General features: G+C 66.2%; 5 protein-coding genes. 1 reads left to right on the top strand and 4 read right to left on the bottom strand.

The genetic code is table 11. The features are described 5' to 3' along the window. Window positions 1–4: 4 nt before the first annotated feature. The 4 genes from GD429_RS39775 to apbC form a co-directional block, all read right to left on the bottom strand. Window positions 5–2,284, bottom strand: a complete 2,280-nt coding sequence (locus GD429_RS39775) for an arginine/lysine/ornithine decarboxylase (protein ID WP_152865682.1) — start codon at window positions 2,282–2,284, stop codon at window positions 5–7. Window positions 2,285–2,365: 81 nt separating this feature from the next. After that, window positions 2,366–2,935 carry a dCTP deaminase gene (gene dcd / locus GD429_RS39770; RefSeq protein WP_096471512.1) on the bottom strand — a complete coding sequence of 190 codons (570 nt, stop codon included), beginning with the start codon at window positions 2,933–2,935 and terminating at the stop codon, window positions 2,366–2,368. Between the two features lie 112 nt (window positions 2,936–3,047). Further along, entirely contained in the window at window positions 3,048–3,584 is a 537-nt protein-coding gene (gene sodC / locus GD429_RS39765; protein WP_152865680.1) for a superoxide dismutase [Cu-Zn], read from the bottom strand. A 133-nt stretch (window positions 3,585–3,717) separates the two neighbouring features. Continuing rightward, a complete protein-coding gene (gene apbC / locus GD429_RS39760) occupies window positions 3,718–4,809 on the bottom strand; it encodes an iron-sulfur cluster carrier protein ApbC (protein ID WP_152865678.1) in 1,092 nt (363 codons plus the stop codon). A 354-nt stretch (window positions 4,810–5,163) separates the two neighbouring features. Here apbC and GD429_RS39750 point away from each other — a divergent pair, with 354 nt between their 5' ends. Next, a complete protein-coding gene (locus GD429_RS39750; RefSeq protein ID WP_034178753.1) occupies window positions 5,164–5,808 on the top strand; it encodes an OmpA family protein in 645 nt (214 codons plus the stop codon). Window positions 5,809–6,082: the final 274 nt, after the last annotated feature.

The raw sequence follows: 6,082 nt of genomic DNA, 5'->3' as shown, positions 1-6,082 counted from the left end.
GCCATCAGTCGCGCACGCAGTCGACGTAATACTCGACGCGGCCGTTCACCTCTTCCGCGACGAGGCCGTGGATGTCGGTGTGGAAGCCCGGGAAACGCTCGTTGAAGTCGCGCGCGAACCGCAGGTAGTTCACGATCGTCTTGTTGAAGCGCTCGCCCGGGATCAGCAGCGGAATGCCCGGCGGGTACGGCGTGAGCAGGATGCTCGTCACGCGGCCTTCGAGCTCGTCGAGCGGCACGCGGTCGATCTTGCGGTGCGCGAGCTTCGCGAACGCGTCCGACGGCTTCATCGCCGGTTCCATGTCCGACAGGTACATCTCGGTCGTCAGGCGGGCGATGTCGTTCGCGCGGTACACGTCGTGGATCTGCGTGCACAGGTCGCGCAGGCCGACGCGCTCGTAGCGCGGATGCTGCGCGACGAATTCCGGCAGCACGCGCCACAGCGGCTGGTTGTTGTCGTAGTCGTCCTTGAACTGCTGCAGCTCGGTCACCATCGAGTTCCAGCGGCCCTTCGTGATGCCGATCGTGAACATGATGAAGAACGAGTACAGGCCGGTCTTCTCGACGATGATCCCGTGCTCGGCCAGGTACTTCGTGACGATCGCGGCCGGGATGCCCGTCTCGCCGAACTCGCCGTCGACGTCGAGCCCCGGCGTGATGATCGTCGCCTTGATCGGGTCGAGCATGTTGAAGCCTTCCGCGAGCGGGCCGAAGCCGTGCCAGTGGTCGTTCGGCTTCAGCATCCAGTCTTCGCGCGAACCGATGCCTTCTTCCGACAGGTTGTCCGGGCCCCACACGCTGAAGAACCAGTCGTCGCCGTATTCGGCGTCGACCTTGCGCATCGCGCGGCGGAAGTCGATCGCCTCGGCGATCGATTCCTCGACGAGCGCGGTGCCGCCCGGCGGCTCCATCATCGCGGCCGCGACGTCGCACGACGCAATGATCGCGTACTGCGGGCTCGTCGACGTGTGCATCAGGTACGCCTCGTTGAAGCGGTGCTTGTCGAACGTGCGGTTCTCCGAATCCTGCACGACGATCTGCGACGCCTGCGAGATGCCGGCGAGCAGCTTGTGCGTCGAGTGCGTCGCGAACACGAGCGCGCCCGTGCGCGGGCGGCCGTCGCCGATCGCGTGCATGTCGCGGTAGAAATCGTGGAACGTCGCGTGCGGCAGCCACGCTTCATCGAAGTGCAGCGTGTCGAGCAGGTCGCCGAGCAGATCCTTGATCATCTCGACGTTGTAGACGACGCCGTCGTACGTGCTCTGCGTGATCGTCAGGATCCGCGGCTTCATGTCCGGGTTCTCGCGCAGTGCCTCGCGCGCGAACGGGTTCGCCTCGATCTTCTTGCGGATGTTCTCCGGCTTGAATTCGTCGCGCGGGATCGGCCCGATGATGCCGAAATGGTTGCGCGTCGGCGTGAGGAACACCGGAATCGCGCCCGTCATCGTGATCGCGTGCAGGATCGACTTGTGGCAGTTGCGGTCGACCAGCACGATGTCGCCGGGCGCGACCGTCGCGTGCCAGACGATCTTGTTCGACGTCGACGTGCCGTTGGTCACGAAGAACAGGTGATCGGCGCTGAAGATGCGCGCCGCATTGCGCTCGGACGCCGCGACCGGGCCCGTGTGGTCGAGCAGCTGGCCGAGTTCGTCCACCGCGTTGCAGACGTCCGCGCGCAGCATGTTCTCGCCGAAGAACTGGTGGAACATCTGGCCGAGCGGGTTCTTCAGGAACGCGACGCCGCCCGAGTGGCCCGGGCAGTGCCACGAGTACGAGCCTTCGTCCGCGTACTTGACGAGTTCCTTGAAGAACGGCGGCGCGAGCGAGTCGAGATAGACCTTCGCCTCGCGGATGATGTGGCGCGCGACGAACTCCGGCGTGTCCTCGAACATGTGGATGAAGCCGTGCAGCTCGCGCAGGATGTCGTTCGGCAGATGCCGCGACGTGCGCGTCTCGCCGTACAGGAAAATCGGGATGTCCGCGTTGCGGCGGCGCACTTCGGTGACGAACGCGCGCAGCTCGATGATCGCGGTCGCGAGCTCGGGCAGTTCGCCGTCCTGACCCGTTTCGCCGAGCATGAGTTCGTCGTCGTCGATCGACAGGATGAAGCACGACGCGCGGCTCGACTGCTGCGCGAACGACGTCAGATCGCCGTAGCTCGTGAGACCGAGGACTTCGACGCCCTCCTTCTCGATCGCTTCGGCCAGCGCCCGGATGCCGGAGCCCGAGATGTTCTCGGAGCGGAAATCTTCGTCGATGATGACGACGGGGAAACGAAACTTCATGGGCGATTCTCCAAAAAGAACGACCGCGGCGCGTCACGCGCAGCGGTCACCCGGAAACTGGTGAGACGTTATGCAACCAGATCAGGTTTTCGGTAGCGTGACACCGCGCTGCCCCTGATACTTGCCGCCGCGATCGGCGTACGACACGTCGCACACTTCGTCGCTCTCGAAGAAGAGCACCTGCGCGACGCCTTCGTTCGCGTAGATCTTCGCGGGCAGCGGCGTGGTGTTCGAGAATTCCAGCGTGACGTAGCCTTCCCACTCGGGCTCGAACGGCGTCACGTTGACGATGATCCCGCAGCGCGCGTAGGTCGACTTGCCGAGGCAGACCGTCAGCACGGTGCGCGGGATGCGGAAATATTCGACGGTGCGGGCCAGCGCGAACGAATTCGGCGGGATGATGCACACGTCGCCCTTGAAATCGACAAACGAACCCTCGTCGAAGTTCTTCGGATCGACGATCGTCGAGTTGATGTTCGTGAAGATCTTGAATTCGTCCGCGCAGCGGATGTCGTAGCCGTAGCTCGACGTGCCGTAGCTGACGATCCGGCGGCCGTCCGCGGACGCGCGAACCTGATCGGGCACGAACGGCTCGATCATCTTGTGCTCTTCGGCCATGCGCCGAATCCATTTGTCGGACTTGATGCTCATATCGGGGCGCCAGGAAACGCTGCGTGACAGTCAGGAACGGCCGCTCGCGCGAGGCGGCGGCCGGGAAAGGCGCACATTTTACGCGATCATCGGCCCGCGCACGCGGCGACCGTCAACGGATCACGCCGCAGGCGAGCGCAGGCCCCGCGCCATGCTGCGGGAACGCGGGATCGCTCGCGTCGCGGTGCACCAGCGCCGCGCGGCTCATCGCCGAGCGCACGCCATCGAGGGCCAGATCGGCAGCGACGATGAAGCCGGCCGCGACGCCGTTCGCGTCCGCATGGATGTTGCCGAGATCGCCGGCGACGCGGGCGCCCGCGCGCAGGCGGTCGGCGGCCGGCGCGAACACCGGGCCGGCGCTCGAGCCGTCGCCCGCGTTGCAGTCGCCGCGCTCGTGCACCTGCAGCGCGTGATCGCTGTTCGGCGGCAGGCCGACCAGGTTGTAGGTGACCTGGACGCCGTCCGGACGCTCGACGAACGTCACCGCGCCGCGCGCCTGCGAGCCGACCGTCGGCTGCAGTTGTGCGTCGGCCCGTTTTTCGTGCGACGAGGAAAAGGAGCTGCAGCCGGCCAGCAGGCCCAGCGCGGCGGCGGCCAGCAGCGCGCGCCGCGCGCGGCCGGCGCGCACGCCGTGATGTCGTTGTTTCATTCGATCCTCATGCCGGCTAACGGCCGTTTGACGCGACGGTCGTGCCGGGTGGGTAAAGGGACCCGGGAAAAGTCGCCATGATACCGCGCCTCGCGGCGCCGTAAACAGCGTGAGGCCCCGCCCCGCAAGGGTTTTACGTATTTTGAACAACGATCGTCGGGAACTTCGACGTCATGTCGCGCGCACGCTCGGCAATCGCCAGCGCGACCCCGCGCGCGATGTCGCGGTAGCGACGCGCCAGCGCACCGTCCGGATCGGCCGCGACCGTCGGCGTGCCGCTGTCGGCCCGCTCGCGGATCGCGATGTCGAGCGGCAGGCTGCCGAGCACGTTCACATCGTAGTCCTTCGCCATCCGCTCGGCTCCGCCGGCGCCGAAGATATGCTCCTCGTGGCCGCAGTTCGAGCAGATGTGGATGCTCATGTTCTCGACGATGCCGAGGATCGGAATCCCGACCTTCTCGAACATCTTCAAGCCCTTCTTCGCGTCGAGCAGCGCGATGTCCTGCGGCGTCGTGACGATCACCGCGCCCGTGACGGGCACGCGCTGCGCGAGCGTCAGCTGGATGTCACCGGTGCCGGGCGGCATGTCGACGATCAGGTAGTCGAGCTCGCGCCAGTTGGTCTGGCGCAGCAACTGCTCGAGCGCGGAGGTCGCCATCGGGCCGCGCCACACCATCGGGTTGTCTTCCTCGATCAGGAAGCCGATCGAGTTCGCCTGCAGCCCGTGGCCGACGAGCGGGTTCATCGACTGGTTGTCGGGCGACTCGGGGCGCTGGCCGTGGATGCCGAGCATCGTCGGCAGCGACGGGCCGTAGATGTCGGCGTCGAGAATGCCGACCGATGCGCCTTCCGCGGCGAGCGCGAGCGCGAGGTTCACGGCCGTCGTGCTCTTGCCAACGCCGCCCTTGCCCGATGCGACCGCGACGATGTTCTTCACGTTCGGCAGCAGCTTCACGCCGCGCTGCACCGTGTGCGCGACGATCTCCTGCGACACGGCGACGCGCGCGTCGCGCACGCCCGGCACGGCCTGAAGCGCCGCAGCGACGCGTGCGCGCACGTCGTCATGCTGGCTGCGCGCGGGATAACCGAGCACCACGTCGAGCGTCACGACATCGCCGTCGATCGCGACGTTGCGCACGCCCTTGTTCGCCGCATACGGACGGCCGGTATTGGGGTCGACGACAGCCGCCAGCGCGGTGTCGACTTGTGCCCGGTCAATGCTCATCGAAACTCCGTGAAAACGTTTTTCTCGCGCGCAAAGGTCAAAAAATATCAAATTACGCTGCGAAAATCGGGAAAAGTGAAAGAATCTGTTGCATGCCATTGCGCGAACGCGCGACCCGGCGCACTCTTCGCGTGCGGCATGCTATGGGGCCAAATCGGCCACTAACCGCCTATATTGTAGAGGCTGACGCGTCGCACTGTCCGAACAGCCACGCTGACGGACTGGGCATGCAGCCGCCTCGGCGGCTGCCGCGAGCACGGACCGGCCTTCCTTGTTTCGGCCGGCCTGCGCTGGGAGCCGTAAAACTGTTGTTGTCGTCGTTGTCGACTCGTTCAACCAAGAGAGGAATCCAAGATGAACATGAAAATCGCGACTCGCCTGTCCGTCTTCGCCCTGGCCGGTGCAGTGCTGGCCGGCTGCGCATCGCCGCAAGGCACCAACACGGCCGTCGGTACCGGCACGGGTGCGGCTCTGGGCGCAGGCATCGGCGCTCTGGCTGGCGGCGGCAAGGGCGCGGCGATCGGCGCGGGCGTCGGCGCGCTGGTCGGCGGCGTGACGGGTTACAACTGGCAGGCGATCAGGAACAAGCTCGCGCCGTCGGCAGCGAAGACGGGCACGCAGGTGACCGAGCAGCCGGACGGCTCGTTGAAGCTGAACGTGCCGAGCTCGGTGACGTTCGCGACGAACCAGTACGCGATCACGCCGGCATTCACGCCGCTGCTGAACGACCTGGCGACGACGCTGAACCAGAACCCGCAAGTGACGGCATCGGTCGTCGGCTACACGGACAGCACGGGCTCGGCGCAGCTGAACCAGACGCTGTCGCAGAACCGCGCGCAAAGCGTCGTGAACGCGCTCGCGCAGCGCGGCGTCAACGCCGGCCGCCTGTCGGCGCAGGGCATGGGCCCGTCGAACCCGATCGCGGACAACGCGACCGAAGCCGGCCGCGCACAGAACCGCCGCGTCGAAATCTACCTGCGCGCAGCGCAGGCGCAGTAAGCGCACGACGAGGAGAAGGCGCGGGCACGCCGCCCGCGCAGCCCCGCCGGACAAGGCGTCCGTCGGGGCCGGTAACAAATCGAAAAAATTTTCGAACTTCCTTCGCGGGCCGTGGTCAGTATTTACGGTACGCGGCTGGTAGTTGCCGGCGCGTCACCATTCTCCTCTTGTCGTTGTTGCTCCGGGGCCGTATCCGCCCCGGTTTTTTTTGCCTGCAGAATTCGTGCTGCAACGCAGCAGCACCGCCGGACACGCCGTTTGCGCGGCCCCGCCC

The sequence above is a fragment of the Burkholderia sp. BE17 genome (genome assembly GCF_009362305.1).
Taxonomy (GTDB): Bacteria; Pseudomonadota; Gammaproteobacteria; order Burkholderiales; family Burkholderiaceae; genus Burkholderia; species Burkholderia pyrrocinia_C.
The sequence above is the reverse complement of the archived record's forward strand: the minus strand, read 5'-3'. Positions and strand labels throughout refer to the sequence as shown.

What these genes read in the sequence shown, in the direction of transcription:
- sodC (WP_152865680.1), bottom strand. Translation starts at nt 3,584, where the DNA reads ATGAAACAACGACATCACGGCGTGCGCGCCGGCCGCGCGCGGCGCGCG.
- GD429_RS39750 (WP_034178753.1), top strand. Translation starts at nt 5,164, where the DNA reads ATGAACATGAAAATCGCGACTCGCCTGTCCGTCTTCGCCCTGGCCGGT.
- GD429_RS39775 (WP_152865682.1), bottom strand. Translation starts at nt 2,284, where the DNA reads ATGAAGTTTCGTTTCCCCGTCGTCATCATCGACGAAGATTTCCGCTCC.
- apbC (WP_152865678.1), bottom strand. Translation starts at nt 4,809, where the DNA reads ATGAGCATTGACCGGGCACAAGTCGACACCGCGCTGGCGGCTGTCGTC.
- dcd (WP_096471512.1), bottom strand. Translation starts at nt 2,935, where the DNA reads ATGAGCATCAAGTCCGACAAATGGATTCGGCGCATGGCCGAAGAGCAC.